The following is a 24421-nucleotide window of genomic DNA, read 5'->3' as shown; positions in this document are numbered from 1 at the left end:
TCCAGGCCGCACGATCCAGTCACCACACCGCCCGCGCCCGGCTCCGGGCCGCGCCCCCATCCGTCAGGAGGCCGGCCAGCAGGTCGTGGACCGCGCGGCGGTGGTGCGGGGGTGCTCGGTGCAGGAGGGCGCGGCGCAGCAGCGGGTGGCTGAAGTGGACACGGTCACCCGCTCGTTGGAGGGCGCCCGCGGTGCCGCCCGGGGTGAGCAGGGCCAAGTCGAGCGCGGCGGGCGGGACGGCTGCCGCGAGGGCGGCGCGGCGTACGAGGTCCAGGTCCGCGCCGGTGCCCTCCGGTTCGTGCGCGTGGGCGGCGGCGGCGATCAGCAGGAGGGTGCGGGTGGCGGCGGGCAGGTGGCCGAGGCGGGCGGCGTGGGCGGCCAGGACGTCGTCGCCGCCGGGCAACGGGTGGGGCAGCGGGGTCCGTCCGGCGAGCTGTGCGGGGGTGAGCCGGGCGGTGAGACCGGCGAGCAGCCGGGGGTTCCCCGCCGCCTCGCGCAGCAGTTCGCCGCGGGCCACCGGGTCGGCCCGGTCCGTCCCGGCCGCTTCGGTGAACCGGTCCAGGAGCGCCGAGGCCGCCTCGTCGCCGAGGGGGCCGAGCCGGAGCGCGGGCAGCCCGGCGAAGCCCGCCCCGTCCCCGGCGCCGATCACCGCGGCGACCCGGCTGCGCGGGCCGAGCCGGCGGGCCACGAAGGCGAGGGCGGCCCGGGAAGCGGGGTCCCAGGCGTGGGCGTCGTCCACGCACACCAGCAGGGGCCGCTCCGCGCCGAGCCGCCGCAGGAGGGCGAGGAGGGCGGCGGGCGGGAGGCCGTCGCGCAGCACCCGGTCGGGGTCGAGGGGCAGCGGGCAGGGCGCGGAGCACAGCAGGGCGTGCAGGCCGCTGTGGGGCAGCCACTGCTCGGCGGGGGCGGCGGTCGCCCACAGCACGGGTCCGGTGTGCCGCTCGCGGTGTGCGGCGGCGGTCCGGTCCAACAGCGCGGTGAGGCCCGTGCCGGGCGGGGCTGTGAGCACCAGGGCCCCGCCGTCGCCCTGCCGAAGGCGTGTCAGGAGGGTGTCGAGGACGGCGAGTTCGGCGCCGCGGCCGTACAGCCGGGGCGGACTGTGCACGGTCGTGGGGGGAGTCACGCCGGGCACGCTACGTCCGGGGGTACGGGGCCGGAAGGCGCGCGGCGGCCCGCGGGGCGCCCTCCCAAGGAGGAGCGCCCCGGGCTGTGCACCGGCACAGCCGGCCGGGGTCAGCGGACCGGGTGTCCGGCCTCCGCGAGGGCGCCCTTGACCTCGGAGATCCGCAGGTCGCCGAAGTGGAAGACGGACGCGGCCAGGACCGCGTCGGCCCCGGCGTCGATGGCCGGTGCGAAGTCCGCGAGCCGGCCGGCGCCGCCGGAGGCGATGACGGGGACGCGGACGTGCTCGCGTACGGCGGCGATCATCTCGGTGTCGTAGCCGTCCTTCGTGCCGTCGGCGTCCATCGAGTTGAGCAGGATCTCGCCGGCGCCGAGTTCGGCGGCCCGGTGGGCCCACTCGACGGCGTCGATGCCCGTGCCCCTGCGGCCGCCGTGCGTGGTGACCTCGAAGGTGCCGGCGGGGGTGCGCCGGGCGTCCACGGAGAGCACCAGGACCTGGCGGCCGAAGCGCTCGGCGATCTCCCGGATCAGCTCCGGCCGGGCGATGGCCGCCGTGTTGACGCCGACCTTGTCCGCGCCGGCCCGCAGCAGCTTGTCGACGTCGTCGGGGGTGCGGACGCCGCCGCCGACGGTGAGCGGGATGAAGACCTGCTCGGCGGTGCGGCGCACCACGTCGTAGGTGGTCTCCCGGTCGCCGCTGGAGGCGGTGATGTCCAGGAAGGTCAGCTCGTCGGCGCCCTCGGCGTCGTACAGCTTCGCCATCTCGACGGGGTCGCCCGCGTCGCGCAGGTTCTGGAAGTTGACGCCCTTGACGACCCGGCCCTTGTCCACGTCGAGGCAGGGGATGACGCGTACCGCGAGGCTCATCGCGCCCCCGCCCGGTAGGCCTCGACCTCGACCTCGACGACGAGGCCGGGGTCCACGAAACCGGACACGACGATCATCGAGGCGGCCGGGCGCACGGCGTCGAACAGCTCCTTGTGGGCGCGGCCGACCTCCTCCGTGTCCCGGGCGTGCATCACGTACATCCGGGTGCGGACGACATCCTCGCGGCCCAGGCCCAGCTCCTTCAGCGCGTCGAAGGCGACCCGGAAGGCGGTGAGGGTCTGCTCGTAGGGGCCGCCGGAGGCGATCTCGCCGCCCGCCACCGATGTGCAGCCGGCCACCAGCACCAGCCCGTTGGGCAGTTCGACCGCGCGGGAGTAGCCGAACTTCTCCTCCCAGGGACCGCCGGAAGAGACACGGCGTACGGAATCGGTCATACGGAGACCGCCTCCAGCGCCTCTTCGAGGGTGAACGCCTTCGCGTACAGGGCCTTGCCGACGATGGCGCCCTCGACGCCCGCCGGGACCAGCGAGGCGATGGCCCGCAGGTCGTCCAGCGAGGAGACGCCGCCGGAGGCGACGACGGGCTTGTCGGTGGCGGCGCAGACGTTCTTCAGGAGCTCCAGGTTGGGGCCCTGGAGCGTGCCGTCCTTGGCGATGTCGGTGACGACGTAGCGGGCGCAGCCCTCGGAGTCGAGGCGGGCGAGCGTCTCGTAGAGGTCGCCGCCGTCGCGGGTCCAGCCCCGGCCGCGCAGGGTGGTGCCGCGCACGTCGAGGCCGACGGCGATCTGGTCGCCGTGCTCGGCGATGACCTTGGCGACCCACTCGGGGGTCTCCAGGGCGGCGGTGCCGAGGTTGACCCGGCGGCAGCCGGTGGCCAGGGCGGCGGCGAGCGAGGCGTCGTCGCGGATGCCGCCGGACAGCTCGACCTTGATGTCCATGGCGCCGGCCACCTCGGCGATGAGCGCGCGGTTGTCGCCGGTGCCGAAGGCGGCGTCCAGGTCGACCAGGTGCAGCCACTCGGCGCCGGCGCGCTGCCAGGCGAGTGCGGCCTCCAGCGGGGAGCCGTAGGAGGTCTCGGAGCCGGACTCGCCGTGCACCAGGCGGACCGCCTGGCCGTCGCGGACGTCTACGGCGGGGAGCAGTTCAAGCTTCGGCATTACAGCGTCTCGATCCAGTTGGTCAGCAGCTGGGCGCCGGCGTCGCCGGACTTCTCGGGGTGGAACTGGGTGGCCCACAGCGCGCCGTTCTCCACGGCCGCCACGAACCGTTCGCCGTGCGTGGCCCAGGTGACCCTGGGAGCGCGGATCTTCGCGTTGGTGACTTCGAGGGACCAGTCGTGCGCCGCGTAGGAGTGCACGAAGTAGTACCGGGCCTCGGGGTCGAGTCCGGCGAACAGCTGGGATTCCGCGGGAGCTTCCACGGTGTTCCAGCCCATGTGCGGGACGACGTCGGCCTTCAGCGGGCCGACGGTGCCGGGCCACTCGTCCAGGCCCTCGGTCTCGACGCCGTGCTCGATGCCCCGCTCGAAGAGGATCTGCATGCCGACGCAGATGCCCATGACGGGGCGTCCGCCGGCCAGCCTGCGGCCGATGATCCACTCGCCGCGGGCCTTCCTCAGGCCCTCCATGCACGCCGAGAACGCGCCGACGCCGGGCACCAGCAGCCCGTCGGCGTTCATCGCGGTGTCGAAGTCACGGGTGATCTCGACGTCCGCGCCCACGTGGGCGAGGGCGCGCTCGGCGGAACGGACGTTGCCGAAGCCGTAGTCGAAGACGACGACCTTCTTCTTCGTATCCACTTTCCGCTCCTAGTCCCAGAGTCCCTGGATGCGCAGGACGCCGGCCACCAGGCACATCAGGGATGCGATGGAGAGCAGCACGATGACGCCCTTGGGCATGCCCTGCTTGGAGAAGGAGTAGACCCCGCCGGCCAGGAACAGGCCGACCAGGATCAGGATGGTGTTCAGGCCGGTCACAGGGCGCCCTTCGTGGAGGGGAGGATGCCGGCCGCGCGCGGGTCGTGCTCGCTGGCGTAGCGCAGGGCGCGGGCGAGCGCCTTGAACTGGCACTCCACGATGTGGTGCGCGTTGCGCCCGTACGGGACGTGGACGTGCAGGGCGATCTGCGCCTGGGCGACGAAGGACTCCAGGATGTGCCGGGTCATCGTCGTGTCGTAGGCGCCGATCATCGGCGCCATGTTCTCGGGCTCGGTGTGCACCAGGTAGGGGCGGCCGGAGAGGTCGACGGTGACCTGGGCGAGCGACTCGTCCAGCGGGACGGTGCAGTTGCCGAAGCGGTAGATGCCGACCTTGTCGCCGAGCGCCTGCTTGAAGGCGGCGCCGAGCGCAAGGGCGGTGTCCTCGATGGTGTGGTGCGAGTCGATGTGCAGGTCGCCGTCGGTCTTGACCGTGAGGTCGAACAGACCGTGCCGGCCGAGCTGGTCGAGCATGTGGTCGTAGAAGCCGACCCCGGTCGCGACATCGACCTTTCCGGTGCCGTCGAGGTCGATCTCGACGACCACGGACGTCTCCTTGGTGGTCCGCTCCACTCTTCCTACGCGGGCCTCGCGAGTCATGCGTCGTGCTCCTTCTTCAGTCCGCGCACCGCATCGAGGAACGCGTCGTTCTCTTCCGGGGTCCCTGCGGAGACCCGCAGCCATCCCGGTACGCCGTTGTCCCGGACCAGGACGCCCCGGTCGAGGATGTACTGCCAGGCGGCGTGGCTGTCGGCGAAGCGGCCGAACTGGACGAAGTTGGCGTCCGATTCGGTGACGTCGAAGCCTGCGCCGCGCAGCTCGCCGACGATCCGGTCGCGCTCGCTCTTGAGCTGCGCGACGTACCCGAGGAGCGTATCGGTGTGCTCCAGGGCGGCGAGTGCGGTGGCCTGGGTGACGGAGGACAGGTGGTAGGGCAGCCGCACCAGCTGGACCGCGTCCACGACGGCCGGGTCGGCCGCGAGGTAGCCGAGGCGGAGCCCGGCGGCGCCGAACGCCTTCGACATGGTGCGCGAGAGCACCAGGTGGGGGCGGCCCTCGATCAGCGGGAGCAGCGAGGGGTGGTGGCTGAATTCGCCGTACGCCTCGTCCACCACGACCATCGACGGCTCGGCCGCCTGCGCCGCCTCGTACAGCGCGAGGACGGTCCCGGCGTCGACGGCGGTGCCGGTGGGGTTGTTGGGGGAGGTGATGAAGACTACGTCGGGCCGGCGCTCGGCGATCACCGCGCGGGCGGCGTCCACGTCGATGGTGAAGTCCTCGTTGCGCGGCCCGGAGATCCAGCCCGTTCCGGTGCCGCGGGCGATGAGGGCGTGCATGGAGTACGAGGGCTCGAAGCCGATCGCGGTGCGCCCGGGTCCGCCGAAGGTCTGCAGCAGCTGCTGGAGCACCTCGTTGGAGCCGTTGGCCGCCCAGACGTTGGCGGCCTCGACCTCGTGCCCGGCGGTGCGGGTGAGGTAGCGGGCCAGCTCGGTACGGAGTTCGACGGCGTTGCGGTCGGGGTAGCGGTTGAGGTCGCGGGCGGCCTCGCGGACCCGTTCGGCGATGCGGTCGACGAGCGCTTCGGGCAGCGGGTACGGATTCTCGTTGGTGTTGAGGCGCACGGGTACGTCGAGCTGGGGCGCCCCGTACGGGGACTGGCCGCGCAGCTCGTCGCGGATGGGCAGGGCGTCCCAGGGGTTGAGCGCGGTGCGGTCGTTCGTCACTGCTGCGGAACCTTCCACCCGAACCTGGCCTTGAGCGCGGCGCCGTGGGCGGGGAGGTCCTCCGCCTCGGCGAGGGTCACCACGTGGTGGGTGACCTCGGCGAGCGCGTCGCGCGTGTAGTCGACGATGTGGATGCCGCGCAGGAAGGACTGCACGGACAGGCCCGACGAGTGGCAGGCGCAGCCGCCGGTGGGCAGGACGTGGTTGGAGCCGGCGCAGTAGTCGCCGAGCGAGACGGGCGACCAGGGGCCGACGAAGACCGCTCCGGCGTTGCGGACCCGGCCGGCGAGCGCGGCGGCGTCGGCGGTCTGGATCTCCAGGTGCTCGGCGGCGTAGGCGTCGACCACCGTGAGCCCGTCCTCCAGGTCGTTGACCAGGACGATCGCGGACTGGCGGCCGGCCAGCGCGGGCTCGATGCGCTCCTTGACGTGCTTGGTCGCGGCGACCTGCCGGACCAGCTCGGCCTCGGTGGCGGCGGCCAGCTCCTCGGAGTCGGTGACCAGGACGGCGGCGGCCATCGGGTCGTGCTCGGCCTGGCTGATCAGGTCGGCGGCGACGTGCACCGGGTCGGCGGTGGCGTCGGCGAGGACGGCGATCTCGGTGGGGCCGGCCTCGGCGTCGATGCCGATGCGGCCCTTGAGGAGGCGCTTGGCGGCGGCGACGTAGATGTTGCCGGGGCCGGTGACCAGGTCGACGGGCAGGCACTCCCCGGTGCCGTACGCGAACATCGCGACGGCCTGGGCGCCGCCGGCCGCGTAGACCTCGTCCACCCCGAGCAGGGCGCAGGCGGCCAGGATCGTGGGGTGCGGCAGTCCGCCGAACTCCTTCTGCGGCGGGGAGGAGACGGCGAGGCCCTCGACGCCCGCCTCCTGGGCCGGGACGACGTTCATCACGACGGAGGACGGGTAGACCGCGCGGCCGCCCGGCACGTAGAGCCCGACGCGCTGGACCGGCACCCACTTCTCGGTGACGGTGCCGCCGGGGACGACCTGGGTGGTGTGCGTGGTGCGGCGCTGCTCGCGGTGGACGAGGCGGGCGCGGCGGACCGACTCCTCCAGGGCGGCGCGAACGGCCGGATCCAGCTCTTCGAGCGCCCGTGCGAGGGCGGCGGCGGGCACCCGGACCGACTCGATCCGGACGCCGTCGAGCTTCTCCCCCCAGTCGATCACTGCCGCCGAGCCACGATGGCGTACGTCCTCGCAGATGGGCCGCACCGTCTCCAGGGCGGCTTCCACGTCGAACTCGGCACGGGGCAGCAGGTCGCGCAGGGCGCCGCCCTCGGGGAGGACATTGCCGCGCAGATCGATTCGAGAGATCACCCGGCAATTCTCGCAGACCGCCGCGAACGTCCGGACGCCCGTATCACTGGCTGATACATGCCCCCGCTGTGACGGCTGACTATGTGCGTTCATCCGGTCACCCAGAGGGAATAACGGGATCACGCCTCCGAACGAAAGGGGCACCGGTGACGGAGCGGCACGACGGGGATCTCCCGGACGGCCTCAGCGCCGCGGAGCTGGGCATGTGGCAGTCCTTCCGGAACGGCACGACCTACGACCTGCGGGCCCGCGACCGGGCCCGCGACGATCCTTTCGCCCCGCACGCGTGGGGCCCCGAGCGCAGCGTGGAGGCCCGGGTCGTCGCCCGGCTGCTGCTGAGCGGTCCGCCGGCCCGGCCCGGCCGGGTGACGGCCCTGAAGCTGAGGGGCGTGCGGATCATGGGAAGGCTGGACCTGGCGGGCGGGCGTGTCGCTCCGTACGTGGAGCTGACCGGCTGCCGGTTCGACGAGGAGGTGGCGTTCCCCGAATGCCACTTCACGACGCTGCGGCTGGTGGGGTGCGCGGTGCCGCGCCTGGAGGCGGCCCGGCTGCGCACCGAGGGCGACCTGCATCTGCCGCGCTGCCGGGTGGAGCGCGGCATCCGGCTCACGGACGCCCAGATCGGTACGGATCTGCTGCTCAGCCAGATCGACATCGGCCCGGACCGGCAGGGCCGGGCGCTGCTCGGGGACGGGCTGACGGTCGCCCAGGACCTCCAGGCCGAGATGATCGAGACGCTGGGAGAGCTGAGCCTGCGCGGGGCCAAGGTGGGCGGTTCGCTGAGCCTGCGCGGCAGCCGGCTGCGCGCCGGCCGGGGCCGCCGCGCGCTGAACGCACCGCAGCTGAGCGTCGAGCGGACGCTGTACATGAGCGAGGCGTGGGTCAGCGTGGACACGGGGAACCAGGGCACGACTCCCCCGTACGGCATCGCCACGTCCCCGACCCCGGCGCACGGCACCCGCTCGCAGGTGTTCCGCTGCCGGGGCGGGGTGCGTCTGGACGACGGCCGGTTCGGTGACGCGGTGGACCTGCACAAGGCGGTCTTCGTGCTCGACACGCACGAGGAGCTGTCGCTGCGCCGGACGGTCACCCCGGAGCTGCGGTTCAACCCCGAGCGTCCGGCCCGGGGGCGGGTCGTGCTCAACGGCGCGAAGGTGGTCACGCTGATCGACGTGTCGACGAGCTGGCCGGGCCCCGGCGGCCTGGCGATGGGCGGGTTCGTCTACGAGAACCTCGTCCCGTACGGGCACTTCCCGCTCTCCCGGCGTCTGGAGTGGGTGGCGGCGGCCACCCCGGAGTACGTACCGGAGCCCTACGAGCGGCTGGCGGCGGTGCTGCGCAACAGCGGCGAGGACGCGGACGCCAGGGAGGTGCTGCTCGCCAAGCAGCGCCGCCGCCGGGAGACGCTGCCGCCCGCCGGGAAGCTCTGGGGCTACCTCCAGGACTGGACGGTGGCGTACGGCTACCGGCCGGGGCGGGCGGCGGTGTGGATGGCGGTGCTGTGGGCGGCGGGCGCGCTGGCGTTCTCGCGGTACGACCCGGCCGCGATCAAGGGCGAGGAGCATCCGCAGTGGAACGCGTCGCTGTACGCGCTGGATCTGCTCATCCCGGTGATCGATCTCGGCCAGGACGGCTACTGGCGGATGGAGGGCGGCTGGCAGTGGATGGCCGCCGCGCTGATCCTGCTGGGCTGGATACTGGCCACCACGGTCGCGGCCGGCGCCTCCCGGCTGCTGCGCCGCGGCTGACGGCGGGATACCGGCGCCGGGGGCGGCCTTCCCGTGCGCGGCGGGCCGCGCGACCGCCCGCCGGCGCCGGGCAGTCCACGGACCTTCTGCCCAGCACCGGCGAGTATCAGCCAGAATCCGTGCTTTCCTTTGCTTCTTCTTGACTGGAGCCCGAGCAACCCATCCACTCGGCACCAAAGCTTCACAGCGCTCCCCTGGCGCCTGCCCCCACCAGCGCTTTTCAATGGTCTGCACCATGCCTTTCCTCCGCGCTCTCCTCCGTACGGCGCGCGTGATCCGCAACACCCCGGAGCTGTCCTCCGGGTTGGCCGCGGACCACGCGGTGCTGCTCGACGCCCCCGACGAGCGGTTGTCACCCGCGCTGGTGGCCGCTGCCGCCGGGGAGTACGAACCGGCCGCGAAGCTGCTGGCCACCACCCGGGACGGGGCCGAGTGGGAGAGCCGGGACCGCTATCTGAAGCGGCTCGTCGCGTTCGCCCGCAACCGGGACGGCTGGCTCGGCCACTGGCTGTCCGTCGCGCCGCGCGACCCCGACGCCCTGCTGGTCAAGGCCCAGCTCGCCGTCGACCGCGCCTGGGAGTCACCGGCCCGTGCGGAGCAGCTGCGCGAGGTGGGGCCGATGATCACGGCCGCCGCGCGGAGCGATCCGCGGGACCCGGTGCCCTGGCGCCTCGCACTGGACCACGCCCGGGGCACCCAGGCCACGCACACCACGTTCGAGGTGCTGTGGGAGCAGGCGCTGCAACGCTCCACGCACCACTACGGCTGCCATGTCGCGGCCCTGCAGTACCTGTCGGCCGCCTGGTACGGCTCGCACCGCGAGTGCTTCGACTTCGCCGAGCGGGCCGCGGAGGACTCGCTGCCCAGCTCCCTGGTGCAGGCGCTGCCGCTGCGGGCCGCGTTCGCGATGCTGGCCGAGGGGCCGGGGACCCTGTCCACATCGGTGCAGGAGGAGCGGATCGACGCGGCGGTGGACCTGGCGATCACGCTGTCCGCCGGTTTCGCCCCCGGCGACCCGTGGCCGGCCGAGGTGCGCAACCTCCTCGCGTACGTGCTGGTGGTACGGGGCCGCTGGGCCGAGGCGCTGGAGCAGTTCCGGCGGATCGGGCCGCACGCGGCCTCGTTCCCGTGGGCCTCGGTGTCCGGAGATCCGCTGGGCCGGTTCCTCGACGCGCGGGACAGCACAAGGCTCCGGGTGGCCTCCGCGACACCGCTGCGCCACGGGGCCGGACGAGGACGGGCGCGCGGCCATTACGCTTGACCGCTGTGACCACCGCTCGCCTGCCTCTGTTCCCGCTGAACGCGGTGCTGTTCCCCGGCCTCGTGCTGCCCCTCAACGTGTTCGAGGAGCGATATCGCGCCATGATGCGTGAGCTCCTGACCATCGACGAGGACGAACCGCGCCGCTTCGCCGTGGTCGCCATCCGCGACGGCCGCGAGACCGCCGCCACGGGCGTCGGCATGCCGGAGGCGGTGCGCAAACCCGTCGAACGCGGCCCGTCCGACGGCTTCGGCACCGACCCCGTCCAGGCCCTGCACCGGGTGGGCTGCGTCGCCGACGCGGCGACCATCCGGGAGCGCGCGGACGGCAGCTACGAGGTGCTGGCCACCGGCACCACCCGCGTCCGGCTCCTCTCGGTCGACGCGAGCGGCCCGTACCTCACGGCCGAGCTGGAGGAGCTGGAGGAGGACCCGGGCGACGAGGCGGGCCCGCTCGCCGAGGGTGTCCTGCGGGCCTTCCGGGGCTACCAGAAGCGTCTGGCCGGGGCGAGCGAGCAGTCCCTCACCACGGGCGCCGACCTGCCCGACGACCCGTCGGTCGTCTCCTACCTGGTGGCCTCCGCCGTGGTCCTGGACGTCCCCGCCCGGCAGCGCCTCCTCCAGGCCCCGGACACCGCGACCCGCCTCCGCGAGGAGCTGAAGCTGCTGCGCTCGGAGACCGCGGTCATCCGGCACCTGCCGTCGCTCCCGGCGGTGGATCTGACCGTCACCCCGACCCACCTCAACTGACGCGACCACCCGGAGAGCCCCGCCCCGTGGCGAAGAAGCAGAAGAAGCAGCCCCAGTCCGGCGGCACCCCCGCCACGGTCGCCCTGACCGCGGCGGGCACCCCGTTCACGGTGCACGCGTACGAGCACGACCCCGCGTCCCCCTCCTACGGCGAGGAGGCGGCCGAGGCCCTGGGCGTCTCCCCCGACCGCGTCTTCAAGACCCTGGTGGCCGACGTGGACGGCCGCCTGACGGTGGCGGTGGTCCCGGTGGCGGGCTCCCTGGACCTCAAGGCCCTGGCCTCGGCGGCCGGCGGCAAACGCGCCACGATGGCGGACCCGGCCGCGGCGGAACGCACCACGGGCTACGTACGGGGCGGGATCTCCCCCCTGGGCCAGCGCAAACGCCTCCCCACGGTCCTGGACGCGTCGGCCCGCGCCCACGCGACGATCTGCGTGTCGGCGGGCCGCCGGGGCCTGGAGGTGGAGCTGTCCCCCGAGGACCTGGCGACGCTGACGGGAGCGGTGTTCGCCCCGATCGCCCGCGGCGGGAGATAGCCCGCCCACCTCAGGGAAGGGCGGGGGAACAACCCCCGCGCAGCGCCCCCGCCCTCACTCCCCCGCAGGCGGCACCGGCGGCGCCGACGAAGAACCCGACCCCCCGGAAGCCGGCGCCGAAGGCGAAGGCGAAGGCCCACCCGCACCCGAAGCCGGCACCGCAGGCGAACCCCACCCCCCGTACGTCCCCCACTCCCCCTCGAACTCCCGCGGCCCGAACACCGCGGTCACCCCCAGGTGCACCGCCATCGCCGCCAGCCCCCACGCCAGCAGCGCTCCCTTCGCGTGCAGCTCCAGCGGCGCGTCGAAGATCACGCCCCTGCCGACCTCGCGCGCATGGGCCACCACGTCGTCCGTGGGCCCGAGCCGCGTCCCGAGCTGCCAGGCCAGCACCGGCCCGAGCACACTGCCCACGGCGAGCCCGACCGTCAGCAGGATGCCGCCGCGCCGGTTGAACCAGAAGACCAGGGCGGCCGAGATCACCCCGAACGCCAGCCCGAGCAGGACGAACGTACCGTCGGCCCCGATCGCCTCCTCGCCCTCGCTGTCGGCGAGGAAGACGGCCGTGTTGTCGGAGACGAGCGGCACCCGGGGCGCCAGCCACAGCCACAGGAGCCCGAGCAGCGCCCCGGAGACGGTCACCAGCGCCAGGACGAGGCCGGCCCGGCGCAGATCCGCACCCAGGTCGCTGTCCTGCTCGGCCTTCGACGGGGCCCAGTGGGAGCCGTGGGGGCCGAGGGGCCCGTCGGACCCGCCCCCGGCCGGCGGCTTCTGCCAGTCGTGGTGGTCGTCGGACGAGGGCCGGTGCGGCGGCGTCAGGGGTGCGGTCACCGTGCCATCGTGCCAGGCGCCCGCGCGCCGCGCCTCACCGGACCGCTGCCCTGCGGTACGCCCACGTGGCCACGGCGAGCGAGACCACACCGACGACGGCGCAGACGGCCAGGTCGAGGGCGACGACCGCCCAGTCGGGGTGGGCGTCGAAGGACCGGGAGAGCGCCTCGACCCCGTACGTGGACGGCAGCAGATCGCGGGCCCAGCCGATCGGCCCCGGCAGCCGGTCGGCCGGCAGGATGCCCAGCAGCAGCGCGGCGGACATGCCCAGCTGCCCGAGCAGCGTGGCGAGTTCCTGGCGCGGCGCGAGGAGCCCGAGGGCGGCGCCGAGGCCGGAGAGCGCCGCCCCGGAGAGGGGGATGACGGCGACGAGCACCCACAGGTGCGTCACCGGCAGCCCGAACAGCACGCTGCCGGTGACGGCGGTGACGATCGTGCCGGGCACGGTGAAGGAGGCGTACGCCCCGGCCGCCCCGAGCACCACGGCGGCGGGCGGCACCGGCAGGGTCGCGTAGTGGTCGAGCCCCCCGCCGGCCCTCAGCTGCCCGAAGTACTGGGCGAGCAGGTTCAGCGCGACGAAGGCGACGACCAGGACGCTGGACCCGGCCACGACGGCCCGCGCCTCGGAGCCGCCGTCCACGACCCCGCGCATCAGGATCATGATCCCGACGGACTGGAACGTCGCGACGAACAGCAGCGGGATGCGGGCCACCCGGGCCCGGGAGAGCTGGGCCCGGTAGACGGCCGCGAGGGAGGGGAGGAGCCGGGCCCGGGGCGCGAGGGTCGCGGCCGCCCCGGCCGCCGCACCGAGGGCGCTCACGCCTTCACCAGTCCCTTGGTCGCGCCGCCGCCGAGGGCCAGGTAGACGTCCTCCAGGCTCGGCGTCGCCAGGCTGAAGTCGTCCAGCGCGGCGAAGGCCGCGCCACCGGTGACCGCGGCGACCGCCGCCCGCGCCTCGTCCGGCGCGAGCCGCAGCGCCCAGCGGCGCCCGGACTCCTGCGCGCACGCGCGCAGGGCGGCGACCTCGGGGATCTCCAGGGGGGCGCGTTCGCGCCACACCAGCTCGACCCTGACCTCTCCCGCCACGCGCTCCTTGAGCCCGGCGGGGGTGTCGCAGGCGATGACCTTGCCGCGTTCGATGACGGCGACCCGGTCGAGGACGGTCTCGGCCTCGATGACGTTGTGGGTGACCAGCAGGACCGTCGCGCCGCGTTCGGCGCGCCGGCGGTCGACGGCGGCCCAGACCGCGCGCCGGGCCACCGGGTCCATGCCGGTCGTCGGTTCGTCCAGGACGAGGACCGGGCGCTCCCCGACGAGCGCGGCGGCGACGCAGGCCAGCCGCCGCTGGCCGCCCGAGAGCTTCTTCAGGGGCCGGCCCGCGATGTCGGCGAGGCCGAGTTCGTCCAGGACGGCGTCGCGCTCGGCACGGGCCTCGCGCACCGGGAGCCCGCGCAGCCGCCCGGTGGTCTCGGCGGCGAGGGAGACGGTCAGCTCGTCCAGCGCGGTGGACTCCTGCCCGAGGTAGCCGATCAGCCGGGAGGCCCGCTCGGGGTGGCGTACGAGGTCGTGGCCCAGCATGTCGACGGTGCCGGAGTCGGGCCGCATGAGGCCGGTGAGCTGCCGTACGAGGGTGGACTTCCCCGCGCCGTTGGGCCCGAGCAGGCCGAAGATCTCGCCGCGCCGGACGTCGAGGCTGATGCCGTCGTTGGCGCGTACTTCCGGGGTCGCGGGCGTGCCGCGGCGTCCCCGGGCCGGGGGGTAGGTCTTCACCAGATCACGCACCGCGCACACGGTGCCGGTCGTCGTCGGCGCCTGCGCTGTCCCCGTACTCACGAGGTACGAGAGTACGGGGTCCGGGGACCGGCATTACGCCCGGGGCCGCACCGATCGGACATCAACGCAGCGAGCGGCGGGTGGGTTGAGCGCCCGGAAAGGTTTCTCGTGCGCCCCGCGCGGGAACAAATGCGGATTCACCTCACGACGAGGCCCGGTCGCGCCGCCTCACTCCCCTGCCGGGCCGGATTTCGCCGCCTTCTCCGCCGCCGGGGCGTGATCGGCCGCCGCCCGTACGTCGATCTCGCGCCAGAACCCCGCCCGGATCGCGTACCGGTCGTGTTCGTCGATCTGGTCGTCCTTGTGGGCGAGGAGCCCGAAGCGTGCCGCGTACCGCAGCAGTTCGCCGTCGATGCGGTGCGGGATGCGGGGGTAGAGGGTGGAGAGCTTCTGGAGGTGGGTGGTCTCCGGCAGCCGTTCCATCCAGCGCCGGGCGAAGACCTGCCCCACCTCGAAGGGGTCGCCGCCGACCGTGGTGATGTCCTCCTCGCGGTCGGCCCAGCGCTGTTCGGCGCTGGTGAGCTGGGCCAGCGTGGGCAGGGACGCGGTCTCGGCGGGTTCGCCCAGGGGGCCGCCGCGCTCCACCCAGCCCCGGTCGGAGGACCAGCGCAGGGTCGCCGCCGGCTGCGGGGCGGGGGGCCGCTCGGCCTGTCCGACGGGGCCGCGCAGGGTGCCGGCGAGGTCCTTCGGGGTGGGGACGCCCTTGGTGCCGTGGCTGTGCGGGGGTGGGGCTGCGGGGCCCGCGTCGGGCGGCGGGGCCGTCTCCTCGGTGCGGGCGGCCTCGGCCCGCGCGGCCCGGGAGGCACGCTCGGCGGAGGCGGCGAGGGCCGATTCCGGCAGTGGCGCTGAGAGGATCGCGGCGATCTCGGGCCGCGTCACGGGCGTCGGGGCGCAGGCGCCGCCGGTCTCCTTGGCCCGTACGGCCTGGGTGATCCAGGCCCGGTCCAGGACACGGCGCTCGTCGGCCTCGGCGACCAGGTCCTCGGACTGGTTGTAGTCGCCGTCGGCGGCCTGGACGGCCCAGAGGTGGACGGCGACGCCGTGTTCCTTGGCGGACATCAGGCCGGGCAGCAGGTCGCCGTCGCCGGTCACCAGCACGACGTCGGAGCACGCCCGGTTGCGCGCGAGCTCGGTGAGTTCGGCGTGCATGGCCGCGTCGACACCCTTCTGCGCCCAGCGGCCGTCACTTCGGGTGAGCGCTCCCAGGCGGACGGTGACCCTCGGCATGACGCGCAGCCGCCGGTGCTCGGGCTGCGGTACGCGGTCGGGGGCGCCGTCGAACCAGTAGATCCGCAGCAGCGGCTGCTCGGTGTCGGCCTCGGCCCGTTCGCGCAGCTGCTGGATGAGGGCCGCGTGGTCGACGGTGATGCGGGACCGGGCGGGCTCTCCTGCCAGCAGACTCGCGGCTGCGCCCAGCAGATAGCCGGCGTCCACCAGGACGACGCAACGGTCCACGCGTTCCACCCTCTTCCAGGAATTCGGGATCGGGTTTTCCAAGAGTTCCTTCGAGTCTGCCCGACCACGCCGGGGTTAACGGCCGGAACTCGATCATCGGCGTGGCGGATCGGGAAAAGCGCGCATCATACCCCGTCACTACGCACGGTAATGATCCGACATGCGATGTTTATCCGATTATGTGAATCTGACGGTGGTCCTGGCCCCGAGAGTCCTTACAGGAGGAACACCATGGCCAAGAACAAGAACCGCAAGCAGGGCAGCCAGCACGACCGCGCTTCGCAGGCGGAGCGCGGTGCGCAGGAGGCACGTTCGACGGCTTACGAGTCGCAGGACCAGCCGCAGGCGCAGTCCCAGGGCAGCCCTGCCGATGTTGCGCGCAAGCATCAGCGGCGCTTCGGCCACAACTGACCGGACTCTTCCGGTACGGCCACAGGCCGGTAGGACCGAGAGGGGCGGCCCCCGCGCAAGCGGAGCCGCCCCTCTCGTACGTCTGTGCTCAGCCGGCCAGGCAGGACGGGCCGAGCAGCACCTTCAGGTCACCGAAGAGCGCCGGATCGGCCTTCACCCGGTGCCGGTCGAGCCGGAGCACCGTGGTCTTGCGGGGGCCCTGGAGCCGGATGCGCACCTCGGTGTCGCCGCGGTGGCTGCTGAGCACCTCGCCGAGCCGGCTGACCATGGGCGGGGTGATCTTGACGGTGGGGATGGTCAGCACCACGGGCGCGTTGGTTCCCGCGTTCGAGATGTCGGGGACCTGCATCTCCATCGCGACCAGACGCGGCACGTCCTCGCGCTTGTCGAGACGCCCCTTGACGAAGACGACGGTGTCCTCGACGAGCTGGGTGGAGACCAGCTGGTAGGTGGCCGGGAAGAACATGCACTCGATGGAACCGGCCAGGTCCTCCACCGTGGCGATGGCCCAGGCGTTGCCCTGCTTGGTCATCTTGCGCTGGAGGCCGGAGATGATGCCGCCCACGGTCACGATCGCGCCGTCCGCGTGCTCACCGCCGGTCAGCTGCGAGATCGACGCGTCCGACTTGTCGGACAGGACGTGCTCCAGACCGAACAGCGGGTGGTCGGAGACGTAGAGCCCGAGCATCTCGCGCTCCTGGGCCAGCAGGTAGGACTTCTCCCACTCGATGTCGGAGAACTCCACGTCGAGCCCGAAGCCCGGCTCGTCGCTGTCCTCCTCGCCGCCGCCGAAGAGGTCGAACTGCCCCTCGGCCTCCTTGCGCTTGACCTGCACCACGTTGTCGATCATGGGCTCGTGGTGGGCGACGAGCCCCTTGCGGGTGTGGCCCATCTCGTCGAAGGCGCCGGCCTTGATCAGCGATTCCACGGTCCGCTTGTTGCAGACGACCGCCTCGACCTTGTCCAGGAAGTCGGGGAAGGTGCTGTACTTCCCCTTCGTCTTGCGGCACCGGATGATCGAGTCCACGACGTTCTGGCCGACGTTGCGGACGGCGGTCAGCCCGAAGAGGATGACGTCGTCACCCTGCGCGGCGAAGTTGGACTCCGACTCGTTGACGTTCGGCGGGAGCACCTTGATGCCCATGCGCCGGCACTCGTTGAGGTAGACCGCGGACTTGTCCTTGTCGTCCTTGACCGAGGTCAGCAGGGCGGCCATGTACTCGGCGGGGTAGTTCGCCTTGAGGTAGGCGGTCCAGTAGGTGACCAGTCCGTACGCGGAGGAGTGCGCCTTGTTGAACGCGTACCCGGCGAACGGGACCAGCACGTCCCACAGCGCCTTGATCGCCGCGTCCGAGAAGCCCTTCTCCTTGGCGCCCGCCTCGAAGAGCACGAAGTTCTTCGCCAGTTCCTCGGGCTTCTTCTTGCCCATCACACGGCGCAGGATGTCGGCCTCGCCGAGCGAGTAGCCGGCGACGATCTGGGCGGCCTTCTGCACCTGCTCCTGGTACACGATCAGGCCGTAGGTGAGGCCGAGGACCTCCTTGAGGGGCTCCTCCAGCTCCGGATGGATCGGGGTGATCTCCTGGCGGCCGTTCTTGCGCTCGGCGTAGTTCGTGTGCGAGTTCATGCCCATCGGGCCCGGCCGGTAGAGGGCCGAGACGGCGGAAATGTCCTCGAAGTTGTCGGGCTGCATCTGGCGCAGCAGGGAGCGCATCGGACCGCCGTCGAACTGGAACACGCCGAGCGTGTCACCGCGGCAGAGCAGTTCGTAGGTCTTGGGGTCGTCCAGCGGGAGGGCGAGCATCTCCAGGTCGATGCCCTTGTTGGACTTCACCATCTTGATGGCGTCGTCCATGATCGTCAGGTTGCGCAGCCCCAGGAAGTCCATCTTCAGCAGGCCGAGCGACTCGCACTGCGGGTAGTCCCACTGCGTGATGGTGACGCCGTCGGTGTGCCGCACCCAGACCGGGGCGTGGTCGACGATCGGTTCGCTGGACATGATGACGCCCGCGGCGTGCACGCCCATCTGCCGGACCAGGCCCTCGACGCCCTTCGCGGTGTCGATGACCTTCTTGACGTCCGGCTCGCTCTCGTACATCCCCCGGATCTCGCCCGCCTCGCTGTAGCGCGGGTGCTTGGGGTCGGTGATGCCGTTGAGGTCGATGCCCTTGCCGAGGACGTCGGCGGGCATGGCCTTGGTGAGCCGGTCGCCCATGGCGTACGGGTAGCCGAGGACGCGGGCCGAGTCCTTGATCGCGTTCTTGGCCTTGATCTTGCCGTAGGTGCCGATCATGGCGACCTTGTCGGCGCCGTACTTCTCCGTCACGTACCGGATGACCTCGACGCGCCTGCGCTCGTCGAAGTCGATGTCGACGTCGGGCATGGAGACGCGCTCGGGGTTGAGGAAGCGCTCGAAGATCAGTCCGTGCTCGATCGGGTCGAGGTCGGTGATGCCCATGGCGTACGACACGATCGAACCGGCCGCGGAGCCTCGGCCGGGGCCGACGGCGATGCCGTTGTTCTTGGCCCACATGATGAAGTCGGCGACGACCAGGAAGTACCCCGGGAACCCCATCTGGATGATGATGTCCATCTCGTACTCGACCTGCTTCTGCCGGTCCTCGGGGACGCCGTTCGGGAAACGGCGGTTCATCCCGACCCGGACCTCCTCCTGGAACCAGGTGATCTCCGTGTAGCCCTCGGGGATCTCGAACTTCGGCATCAGGTCGCGCTTCTCGAACATCCCGGTGGTGTCGATCTGCTGGGCGACCAGGAGGGTGTTGGCGCAGCCCTCCTGCCAGGCGTCGGAGGAGTCGACGCCGTACATCTCGTCCGTGGTCTTGAGGTAGTAGCCGGTGCCGTCGAAGCGGAAGCGGTCCGGGTCGGAGAGGTTCTTGCCGGTCTGGATGCACAGCAGGGCGTCGTGCGCGGTCGCCTCGGAGGCGTACGTGTAGTGCGAGTCGTTCGTGACGAGCGGCGGGATGCCGAGCTTCTTGCCGATCTCCAGGAGCCCGTCGCGGACCCGGCGCTCGATCTCGATGCCGTGGTCCATCAGCTCCAGGAAGTAGCGGCCCTCACCGAAGATGTCCTTGTAGTCGGAGGCCGCCTGGACCGCTTCGTCGAACTGGCCGAGCCGCAGCCGTGTCTGGACCTCGCCGGAGGGGCAGCCGGTGGACGCGATCAGGCCCTCGGACCACTGCGCGATGGTCTCCTTGTCCATGCGTGGCCACTTCTGGAGCCAGCCCTCGGCGTAGGCGTCCGAGGACAGCTTGAAGAGGTTGTGCAGCCCCTTCGCGTTCGCCGCCCAGATCGTCTTGTGGGTGTAACCACCCGAACCGGAGACGTCGTCGCGCTTCTGGTGCGGCTGTCCCCACTGGATCTTCCGCTTGTGCTTGCGCGACTCGGGCGCGACGTACGCCTCGATGCCGATGATCGGCGTCACGTCCGCCTTCTGCGCCGAGTGGAAGAAGTCGTACGCCCCGTGCAGGTTGCCGTGGTCGGTCATCGCGATATGGGACATGCCCATCTCGTTGCACGCGTTGAACATGTCCTTGAGCCGCGCGGCACCGTCCAGGAGCGAGTACTGGGTGTGGACGTGAAGGTGCGTGAAGGGCGGCTTGGTCACGGCGCTGTGCCTCCGGAGAAATGGGGACGACGGGGCTGAGGATGTCTGGGGGGACAGCGTGGAAGTCTACGTCGCCGCGGAGCCGAACGACGGGCACTCCACGATCCGGTCGGGCGTTGGAAGGGCGGGACCACCCGTCCCTTTTGTCATGTACGTCGTCATGCGGACCAGGTACACAGGAGGCACCCACAGATGTCGGACACGCAGACCGGCGCGGAGCGGCGCGGGGAGCAGATCCTCCAGGTCCTCGACACCGCCTTCGGTCAGCTGCTGGCCGCCGATCCGGCCGCCTTCCGGGTCAAGTTCCGCAGGATGGCGGGCTCGGCCTTCGCGTTCTACCGGGGCACGGCCTGCCTGTTCTACGAGGACCTGGAGCGCGAGCGGCGCGGCGGCCCGTATCTGGACGAGCGCACCGGCCGGGTGTGGATCCACGGCGACCTGCACGCGGAGAACTTCGGCACCTACATGGACGCCAACGGCCGCCTCGTCTTCAACGTGAACGACTTCGACGAGGCGTACGTGGGCCCCTTCACCTGGGACCTCAAGCGCTTCGCCGCCTCGGTCGCCCTGCTGGGGTACGCGAAGGCGCTGAGCGACGAGCAGATCACCGAGCTCGTCCGGATCTACGCGGCTGCCTACCGCGAGCGCGTCCACGCCCTGGCGACGGGCGCGAAGAACGACGAGCTGCCGCCGTTCACGCTGGACACCGCCGACGGACCGCTGCTCGGCGCGCTGCGGACCGCCCGTTCGCTGACCCGGTTCTCGCTGCTCGACTCGATGACCGAGATCCGCGACTTCGAGCGCCGGTTCTCGGACGGCGGCGGCGCCATCGATCTGGACGCGGCGACGCGGTACAAGGTGCTGGCCGCGTTCGACGGCTATCTGGAGACGCTGCCGGAGTCGAGCCTGGCCCGCCCCGACTCCTACCGGGTGAAGGACGTCGTGGGCCGGCGCGGCATCGGCATCGGGTCGGCGGGCCTGCCCTCGTACAACATCCTGCTGGAGGGCAACAGCGACGCCTTGGAGAACGATGTGGTGATCTACCTCAAGCAGGCCCAGACCCCCGCCGTCTCCCGGCACATCACGGACGCGGCCGTGCGGGACTATTTCCAGCACGAGGGGCACCGCACGGTGATCTCGCAGCGCGCCCTCCAGGCGCACGCCGACCCGTGGCTGGGCTGGACCGAGCTGGACGGGGCGGGCCAGCTGGTCGCCGAGGTCTCGCCGTACGCGGTCGACCTGGACTGGTCCGGCATCGACGAGCCGGAGGAGATCGCGGCGGTCGTCGCCGACCTCGGCCGGGCCACGGCGACGATGCACGCGGCGGCGGACGACGAGAGCGGCCACTCGCTGGTGCCGTTCTCCACCGAGCGCGCGATCGACGCGGCCATCGCGGCCGACGAGGAGGGGTTCGGGGAGCTGCTGGTGGACTTCGCCCACAGCTACGGGGCGCGGGCGCGGGCGGACCACCAGATCTTCGTGGACCTCTTCCGCAACGGCCGCATCCCGGGGCTGTGAGCACGGAGCCGCAGGGGCTTTAGGAGTCGTTTACAGGTTCGCATGCGACACTCCTGGGCGATGGACATATCCGGGACGCAGCTCAGAGCGGCACGCGCGGCGCTTTTCACAGCGCTCGTCGTGACGCTCTCCGCCGCGTCCCATGTGCTGCTCTCCCAGGCCCCGCTGCCGCTGGTCCCGATCGCCATGCTGGCCGGCGCGGTCTTCGCCGCCGCCTACGCGCTGGCCGGCCGGCAGCGCGGATTCGGGGCGATCGCCGGGCTGCTGGTTCCGCTTGAGCTGGCCGCCGACACCTTCTTCACCACCGGCCAGCACCTCTGTTACGGGGCGGCGGGCGGCCCGATAGCGGGCCCGCTGCGCTCGGTCGGCGTCGATGTGCTGTGCGGCGGCGGTGAGGTCGGGGCCGGTGCCCCGCACCTCGGTGACGTCGGCACCCCGCTGGCCTCGGTGACCGCGGGCGGCCGGGGCGCCGCCGCGCTGCTCGCCTCCCCCGGCCCGCTGGTCCCGTGGCTGCTGCTGGCCGCCCATGTGTCGGTCGGGCTGCTCGCCGCCGCCTGGCTGCACCGCGGGGAGCTGGCGCTCGCGGGGCTGCTGGGGGCGTGCGCGCTGCTGGCGTTCCGCCCGCTGCTGACCGCGGTGGCCGTGGTGGCAACGGCCGGCCGCTCCGTACACCGCGAGGCGCTCGCCGCCGCGCCCCGGCCGCATCTGCTCGTCCACGCCCGCCTCCTCGTGCACTCCGTGGGGCGGAGGGGACCGCCGCTCGGCGCCTGTGCCGCCTGAGCACCGCGACCCCGTACCGCAGACCACCCACCCCACGGAGACACCCCCATGAGCAAGCGCAACAGCCAGGCCAACAAGTCCGCCGCCCGCGAGCGCCTGCGCGCCGAACGCGAGCGCCAGGCGAAGAAGGACAAGGCCCGCCGGCAGCTCGTCGTCGGCGTCTCGGTCGTCGCCGGCCTCGCCGTCGTCGCCGGCATCAGCTACGCCGTGATGGAGATGAACAAGCCGTCCCACTGGGAGTCCCTCAAGGACGAGAAGTCGGTGACCGCGCCCAAGAACACCTCGGGCGAGAACGGCACCACCGTCGTCATCGGCAAGGACAGCGCGAAGAAGACCCTGAAGCTGTACGAGGACTCCCGCTGCCCGATCTGCGCGTCCTTCGAGCAGACCGTCGGCCCGGCCCTCGCCAAGGACGTCGAGGACGGCAAGTACAAGATCCAGTACATCGGTGCGTCGTTCATCGACGGCGACAGCCTCGGCGACGGCGTCATCGGCAACCGCGGCGAGGGCTCCAAGAACGCGCTGAGCGCGCTCGGCGCGGCGCTGAACGTGAGCCAGGACGCCTTCCTGGACTACAAGAGCGCGCTCTACTCCGCCGATTTCCACCCCGAGGAGTCCGACGACAAGTTCAAGGACGACAGCTACCTGATCAAGGTCGCCGACTCGGTGGACTCCCTCAAGGGCAACAAGACCTTCCAGAACGCCGTCAAGGACGGCACGTTCGACGCGTGGGCCCTGAAGATGTCCGAGACGTTCGACAACAACAAGGACGAGGTGACCGGCACGCCCTCGCTCGTCATGGACGGCAAGAAGCTCACCGAGGAGGGCAGCGACAACGCGCCGATGAGCGTGGAGTCCTTCAACAAGGCGATCACCGCCGCCCTGAAGGGCTGATCCGCCCCGCACCTCCCGGATGGGCTCCGCGCGGCCACCGCGCGGAGCCCATCGCCCGTCACAGCGTGGCGAGGAACCCGATCGCGACCTTCCAGGCCAGCTCCGCCGCCGCCTGGTCGAAGTCCGGCAGCTCCGCGTCGGTGAACAGGTGCCCGGCGCCCGGGTAGCGGTAGACCTCGACGTCCGCCCCGGTGCGCTGCATCTCCAGGTACCACGAGTTCAGCCAGTCGTGCGTCTCGTACGGGTCCGGATCGGCGACGTGCAGCTGTACGGGCAGCTCGTCCACGGAGGCGTTCTCGGCGATGTCCGACGTGCCGTGGAAGAGCAGCAGCCCGCGCGCCTTCGCGTCACCGAGGGCCAGCGTCTGCGCGACCGAGGCGCCGAGCGAGAAGCCGGCGTACACCAGGCCCTGGTCGGAGTAGGGCGCGGCGGCCAGCACGGCCCGCTTCAGCAGCTCCTCCTTGCCGGTCTCCTCCCGGAACGCCTCCGCTTCCTCCACCGATTCGAAGGTGTGGCCCTCGAAGAGATCGGGCACGCGCACCTCGTGCCCGGCGGCGCGCAGCCGGTCGGCTGCCGCGTGGACCGCAGGGCGCAGACCGTACATCGAGTGGAAAAGCATGATGTTCATGAGGCCCATGGTGCCAGTTGCGTTCGAAGGGATGGAGAGCGACAGCATGGAGAACGTTCTGCGGCCGCTGATCGTCCTCGGCGGTTCGATCGTGATCACGCTGGCGGCGGGCTGGCTGCTCGACCTGCTGCTCAGGCGCGCCGACGCCCGGCATCACGAGACCCCGCTGTGGGGCCTGCTGCGGCGCTGCCGGATACCGTTCCAGCTGGTCATGTGCGCGGCCCTGCTGCGCGGCACGTACGCCCACACCGGGCTCGGCGCGGTCCGGGACCACCGGGTGGGCATCGGCCGGCTGCTGACGCTGGTGCTGATCGGCGCTTCGGCCTGGCTGGTGGTGCGGATCGCCGTCGCGGTGGTGGACTCGGTGTACGCGCGCTACGCGGCGGCCCACAACCGGGACCCGGCCCGGGTGCGCCGGGTGCGTACGCAGGTGACGCTGATCCAGCGCGTGGTCGTCGCGGTGGTGGCGACCGTCGCGGTGGCCGCGATGCTGCTGACGTTCCCCGCGATGCAGACGGTCGGCACCTCGATGCTGGCCTCGGCCGGTCTCCTCGGCATCGTCGCCGGTGTCGCCGCCCAGTCCACGCTCGGCAATCTCTTCGCCGGACTCCAGATCGCGTTCGGCGACATGGTGCGGATCGGGGACACCGTGGTGGTGGACGAGGAGTGGGGCACCATCGAGGAGATCACGCTGACCTTCCTCGCCGTGCGGACGTGGGACGAGCGGCGGATCACCATGCCGGTCTCCTACTTCACGGGCAAGCCCTTCGAGAACTGGTCGCGCGGTGGTGTGCAGATGACCGGCGCGGTCTTCTTCCACCTCGACCACGCGGCGCCCATCGAGGCGATGCGCGACCGGCTGCGGGACATCCTCGGCGAATGCGCCGCCTGGGACGGCCGGGACTGGTCGCTCGCGGTCACGGACACCACGCCCACCACGATCCAGGTGCGCGCGGTCGTCACGGCGAAGGACTCGGGCGATCTCTGGACGGCGCGCTGCGCGGTCCGCGAGCAGATGATCGGCTGGCTGCGCGACCACCACCCGTACGCGCTGCCGCGGGTCGCGACGTCGCCCGCGGCGCTCCCGCCCGAGATCCCGGGGCCCTCCGCGAACGGCCGGGCGGAGAATCCGGCGGGCTGGGGCAGGGCCCCGCGCACGGGACGCGGCTGACGGCCCGCCCCCGGG

General features: G+C 72.2%; 24 protein-coding genes. 9 read left to right on the top strand and 15 right to left on the bottom strand.

Annotated elements, in window-relative coordinates:
* Nucleotides 1–19: 19 nt before the first annotated feature.
* From B082_RS40465 to hisD, 9 genes are all read right to left on the bottom strand, one after another.
* The gene (locus tag B082_RS40465; protein ID WP_420707710.1) at nt 20–1123 is read right to left on the bottom strand and encodes an AAA family ATPase; all 1104 of its coding nucleotides are present in this window, start codon (nt 1121–1123) and stop codon (nt 20–22) included.
* 110 nt (nt 1124–1233) lie between these two features.
* Nucleotides 1234–1989, bottom strand: coding sequence for an imidazole glycerol phosphate synthase subunit HisF (gene hisF / locus B082_RS0130365; protein ID WP_018555562.1), 756 nt, complete (start codon nt 1987–1989; stop codon nt 1234–1236).
* On the bottom strand, nt 1986–2384 hold the full coding sequence (locus B082_RS0130360; protein ID WP_018555561.1) for a RidA family protein: 399 nt from the start codon (nt 2382–2384) through the stop codon (nt 1986–1988). Before B082_RS0130360 ends, hisF begins: the two co-directional genes overlap by 4 nt.
* On the bottom strand, nt 2381–3106 hold the full coding sequence (priA, locus tag B082_RS0130355) for a bifunctional 1-(5-phosphoribosyl)-5-((5-phosphoribosylamino)methylideneamino)imidazole-4-carboxamide isomerase/phosphoribosylanthranilate isomerase PriA (RefSeq protein WP_018555560.1): 726 nt from the start codon (nt 3104–3106) through the stop codon (nt 2381–2383). The genes B082_RS0130360 and priA overlap by 4 nt, the downstream gene beginning before the upstream one ends.
* Nucleotides 3106–3747 carry an imidazole glycerol phosphate synthase subunit HisH gene (hisH, locus tag B082_RS0130350; RefSeq protein ID WP_018555559.1) on the bottom strand — a complete coding sequence of 214 codons (642 nt, stop codon included), beginning with the start codon at nt 3745–3747 and terminating at the stop codon, nt 3106–3108. The genes priA and hisH overlap by 1 nt, the downstream gene beginning before the upstream one ends.
* Before the next feature lie 9 nt (nt 3748–3756).
* Nucleotides 3757–3924, bottom strand: coding sequence for a hypothetical protein (locus tag B082_RS39640; protein WP_018104487.1), 168 nt, complete (start codon nt 3922–3924; stop codon nt 3757–3759).
* On the bottom strand, nt 3921–4523 hold the full coding sequence (gene hisB / locus B082_RS0130340; protein WP_037711239.1) for an imidazoleglycerol-phosphate dehydratase HisB: 603 nt from the start codon (nt 4521–4523) through the stop codon (nt 3921–3923). Before hisB ends, B082_RS39640 begins: the two co-directional genes overlap by 4 nt.
* Entirely contained in the window at nt 4520–5647 is a 1128-nt protein-coding gene (locus B082_RS0130335) for a histidinol-phosphate transaminase (RefSeq protein ID WP_018555557.1), read from the bottom strand. Before B082_RS0130335 ends, hisB begins: the two co-directional genes overlap by 4 nt.
* Complete coding sequence (gene hisD, locus B082_RS0130330) at nt 5644–6966, bottom strand: histidinol dehydrogenase (RefSeq protein WP_018555556.1); 1323 nt, start codon at nt 6964–6966, stop codon at nt 5644–5646. The genes B082_RS0130335 and hisD overlap by 4 nt, the downstream gene beginning before the upstream one ends.
* A 146-nt stretch (nt 6967–7112) precedes the next feature.
* On the opposite strand from hisD, the gene B082_RS0130325 reads away from it, so the two are divergent.
* The 4 genes from B082_RS0130325 (at nt 7113) to ybaK (ending at nt 11260) form a co-directional block, all read left to right on the top strand.
* The gene (locus B082_RS0130325) at nt 7113–8714 is read left to right on the top strand and encodes a hypothetical protein (protein WP_018555555.1); all 1602 of its coding nucleotides are present in this window, start codon (nt 7113–7115) and stop codon (nt 8712–8714) included.
* A gap of 223 nt (nt 8715–8937) precedes the next feature.
* Entirely contained in the window at nt 8938–9975 is a 1038-nt protein-coding gene (locus B082_RS0130320; protein WP_026250350.1) for a hypothetical protein, read from the top strand.
* Nucleotides 9976–9980: 5 nt separating this feature from the next.
* Nucleotides 9981–10724 carry an LON peptidase substrate-binding domain-containing protein gene (locus tag B082_RS0130315; protein ID WP_018555553.1) on the top strand — a complete coding sequence of 248 codons (744 nt, stop codon included), beginning with the start codon at nt 9981–9983 and terminating at the stop codon, nt 10722–10724.
* A gap of 26 nt (nt 10725–10750) precedes the next feature.
* Nucleotides 10751–11260 carry a Cys-tRNA(Pro) deacylase gene (gene ybaK / locus B082_RS0130310; protein WP_018555552.1) on the top strand — a complete coding sequence of 170 codons (510 nt, stop codon included), beginning with the start codon at nt 10751–10753 and terminating at the stop codon, nt 11258–11260.
* Nucleotides 11261–11314: 54 nt separating this feature from the next.
* Here ybaK and B082_RS37025 read toward each other — a convergent pair whose 3' ends face one another.
* From B082_RS37025 to B082_RS0130290, 4 genes are all read right to left on the bottom strand, one after another.
* Entirely contained in the window at nt 11315–12091 is a 777-nt protein-coding gene (locus tag B082_RS37025) for a hypothetical protein (protein ID WP_018555551.1), read from the bottom strand.
* A gap of 34 nt (nt 12092–12125) precedes the next feature.
* Complete coding sequence (locus tag B082_RS0130300) at nt 12126–12911, bottom strand: ABC transporter permease (protein ID WP_018555550.1); 786 nt, start codon at nt 12909–12911, stop codon at nt 12126–12128.
* Complete coding sequence (locus tag B082_RS0130295) at nt 12908–13882, bottom strand: ABC transporter ATP-binding protein (RefSeq protein ID WP_018555549.1); 975 nt, start codon at nt 13880–13882, stop codon at nt 12908–12910. The genes B082_RS0130300 and B082_RS0130295 overlap by 4 nt, the downstream gene beginning before the upstream one ends.
* Nucleotides 13883–14092: 210 nt before the next feature.
* Complete coding sequence (locus B082_RS0130290; RefSeq protein ID WP_018555548.1) at nt 14093–15388, bottom strand: NYN domain-containing protein; 1296 nt, start codon at nt 15386–15388, stop codon at nt 14093–14095.
* Nucleotides 15389–15610: 222 nt separating this feature from the next.
* Between B082_RS0130290 and B082_RS0130285 the strand changes: the two genes are divergently transcribed.
* Nucleotides 15611–15790 (top strand): hypothetical protein, encoded by a 180-nt coding sequence (locus B082_RS0130285; RefSeq protein ID WP_018555547.1) that lies wholly within the window; start codon nt 15611–15613, stop codon nt 15788–15790.
* A gap of 88 nt (nt 15791–15878) precedes the next feature.
* On the opposite strand, the gene dnaE is transcribed toward B082_RS0130285, so the two are convergent.
* The gene (gene dnaE, locus B082_RS0130280; RefSeq protein WP_018555546.1) at nt 15879–19415 is read right to left on the bottom strand and encodes a DNA polymerase III subunit alpha; all 3537 of its coding nucleotides are present in this window, start codon (nt 19413–19415) and stop codon (nt 15879–15881) included.
* A gap of 192 nt (nt 19416–19607) precedes the next feature.
* Here dnaE and B082_RS0130275 point away from each other — a divergent pair, with 192 nt between their 5' ends.
* Genes B082_RS0130275 through B082_RS0130265 form a run of 3 tightly spaced genes read left to right on the top strand, consistent with a single transcriptional unit; the run spans nt 19608 to nt 22607 of the window.
* The gene (locus B082_RS0130275) at nt 19608–20933 is read left to right on the top strand and encodes a DUF2252 domain-containing protein (RefSeq protein ID WP_018555545.1); all 1326 of its coding nucleotides are present in this window, start codon (nt 19608–19610) and stop codon (nt 20931–20933) included.
* A gap of 60 nt (nt 20934–20993) precedes the next feature.
* Complete coding sequence (locus B082_RS0130270; RefSeq protein ID WP_018555544.1) at nt 20994–21713, top strand: hypothetical protein; 720 nt, start codon at nt 20994–20996, stop codon at nt 21711–21713.
* Between the two features lie 48 nt (nt 21714–21761).
* Nucleotides 21762–22607 carry a thioredoxin domain-containing protein gene (locus tag B082_RS0130265; protein ID WP_018555543.1) on the top strand — a complete coding sequence of 282 codons (846 nt, stop codon included), beginning with the start codon at nt 21762–21764 and terminating at the stop codon, nt 22605–22607.
* 58 nt (nt 22608–22665) lie between these two features.
* Here the strand turns inward: B082_RS0130265 and B082_RS0130260 are convergent, their stop codons facing one another.
* The gene (locus B082_RS0130260) at nt 22666–23244 is read right to left on the bottom strand and encodes a dienelactone hydrolase family protein (protein ID WP_018555542.1); all 579 of its coding nucleotides are present in this window, start codon (nt 23242–23244) and stop codon (nt 22666–22668) included.
* Nucleotides 23245–23281: 37 nt separating this feature from the next.
* On the opposite strand from B082_RS0130260, the gene B082_RS0130255 reads away from it, so the two are divergent.
* Complete coding sequence (locus B082_RS0130255) at nt 23282–24406, top strand: mechanosensitive ion channel family protein (RefSeq protein ID WP_026250349.1); 1125 nt, start codon at nt 23282–23284, stop codon at nt 24404–24406.
* The last annotated feature ends 15 nt before the right edge of the window (nt 24407–24421 follow it).

It is taken from the genome of Streptomyces sp. ATexAB-D23 (assembly GCF_000373645.1).
Classification (GTDB): domain Bacteria; phylum Actinomycetota; class Actinomycetes; order Streptomycetales; family Streptomycetaceae; genus Streptomyces; species Streptomyces castrisilvae.
This window is presented reverse-complemented; position numbering and strand designations above follow the sequence as displayed.